The 2,402-nt window shown below is 40.4% G+C and carries 1 protein-coding gene; it reads right to left on the bottom strand.

What is annotated here, in order from left to right; genetic code table 11:
* Positions 1–2,028: 2,028 nt before the first annotated feature.
* Entirely contained in the window at positions 2,029–2,301 is a 273-nt protein-coding gene (locus tag AAGA18_16100; protein ID MEM9446864.1) for a hypothetical protein, read from the bottom strand.
* Positions 2,302–2,402 lie beyond the last annotated feature (101 nt).

A 2,402-nucleotide genomic window follows, 5' to 3' on the forward strand; every position in this document is an offset into this window, starting at 1 on the left:
CCGCCGTCGTAGAACTCAAAAAACCTTCAGGTGACACCATGGTATCTCAGTTTACATTAATCCTTCACTGAAGATGTCAAGAAAGTGTTCTCTGAAACTAGGGGGGTTTGGCTGTAGCCTCGAGGTATAGGCCGTAGATGATTATTGCACAGGTGCCAACTAACAATCAAACATGTTAAAGAAGAATCCTCATCCTCTAGCGCAAGAAGCGTTTACGCTTACGAATATTTTCGGCATTCTTTAAAGTACAAGCTTCACGAGATCTTTAGCCTTTCTATGATCGTGCACATGAAGTTTTCAGGGTTTCTACCAGTTTCCAGGCATCCTAGCTAAAGCAGACTAGATAATAATAACTACATCTTCGGGACTGGGATTGAACTAGCAATTATCTATCTTGCTGATCTCGGAGAGGTTCTCTAACACACGATGAGTTATCTTGGAAATATCACATACTAGCGCTAATCCAAAAAGCGCTAGTGTAGAGAACTTCATCTTAACAATGATTTCACTTGTGCGTCATTATATATAGTGTTGATTTAGTTGATTGCGTTACTGGAATTCGTATATCGGGATACAGACTTGAAGGGACTTGCTTATCTTTCCATCTCTCGAATATAGTTTCATATATTTTAGTTGTTTCTGCCCACTTTCTGACTCCGCATATACAGCAAGCATTTCCCAGCTATGGGCAACGCTTTCATCCGATCAAGAGCCACAGCAATTACGGTTGAATCAATTTTCTCCTTCAAGAAGTATATGTTTTCTCCAACGAACCAAAATTTCTCACTCATTTAACATTTGAGAATAGGTCCGGGAAGCCTCATCCCAGAAGCTTTTAATCATTTGCCTCAGCTGATGTAAATAATCAAGTAGTAGCTGTAATAATGCAAAACAGCTACTATATAGATGATTTTATCAATCTTTCAATCTCCACAAATGCTCGCTTTGTATATCAGAATCGATACTTGTCTGCATCATAGCATTTCTATCTTTGCCCTCGTCAAGGATTGTTCTCTTTTTCTGGGTCACAATACTGTATGCTGAATCTTGAATCCCCCGCCAATTCTTGTTGGTAGTACAACTTGAAGAACATTTATCCATTCTAGTTGACTCCTCTAATGAATATTAGGGGTTAAACTTGAACTTCCTCAACTGTGAGTCTAAATGCAGCAACCATCACGTACTCACAGAGTAGGTATTCTAAATTTTGAAGGCAAGTATTCATACGATGGAAAAAGCACCTAATTCTGGAGGCTTGCTGAGCGAATAAACTCCTTCAGGGTCAGTACAAAGTTCATATTTCCTATTTACAGTTAATAACTCAGTGGTGCCGGTGAGCCACAAACATGCGAAAGCACTCGTGAATGCAGTTTCAGTCGCTACAGTTATACTGCAAAAGTCATCAACCTCTAGAGCTGATGTTCAACAAACCATAGTAAAGTCAAACTGACATAGAGTTCTGGTGAAACTTTGATTGACTACATCCAGAATAACACTAAGGCACTCATAAGGAAAGATGTTGGGTTTCTATACCTAAGAACAGAAGAACTTTCGGTGGCAGCTGAACATAAAGAATATGTTACTAGCGCTAGAAGGAACGCAGATAGCTTGCTTTTTCATCTACCTGGTGTTCATGACATTAGATCTCTTCCATTTGTGTTCGCTTTCCTTTAAACAAACCCATTCTAAATTCCAATGCAACTTCTCCAAAGTCAGCCAGCGAGACACAAGGTGCAGGATTTGTGAATGACCCATTGCAGCATACAAGAGGCTATAATCAGGAGCAAAGCTTCTTCTGGTTTTTCAAAAGGGGAAGTTCACAGTTTCCTATTGTCAAAATTGACCTGCTTCGAAAGCGTCATGTTTCTTTCCTAGTTCTCCAAATCTTCAAACACACACAAGATTAAATTTGTCCTTTTTTTGCAATTTTCGCTTTGTTGGTAAGCCTTATCTACTTCGGAAATGATCTAGGCGCTCTTCAAAGCTGCTCCAAAGTGCATACACCAAGACAGTTCCACCTCCTCTCTATCAAATCTCTAGGGAAGTTGAAGGACTTTCACTTGGACTGGTGCTTGGGGTACTTGAAGGCGTTTTAGATGGGCTTGGAGTTGGATCAGGAGTTTTAGACTCTGCATCTTGACCAACAGCCTCATTTTTTCTCAAAGTGCCATCAGCTTTGCAACAATATAGACCGTTATCAAAACTAGGTGCAGGAGGAAGCAGCGTGAAATTTTCTTGAATCACCTTCTTCGCTTTTTCTTCCGCCGTCGTAGAACTCAAAAAACCTTCAGGTGACACCATGGTATCTCAGTTTACATTAATCCTTCACTGAAGATGTCAAGAAAGTGTTCTCTGAAACTAGGGGGGTTTGGCTGTAGCCTCGAGGTATAGGCCGTAGATGA

The organism is Verrucomicrobiota bacterium (assembly GCA_039192515.1).
Taxonomy (GTDB): domain Bacteria; phylum Verrucomicrobiota; class Verrucomicrobiia; order Methylacidiphilales; family JBCCWR01; genus JBCCWR01.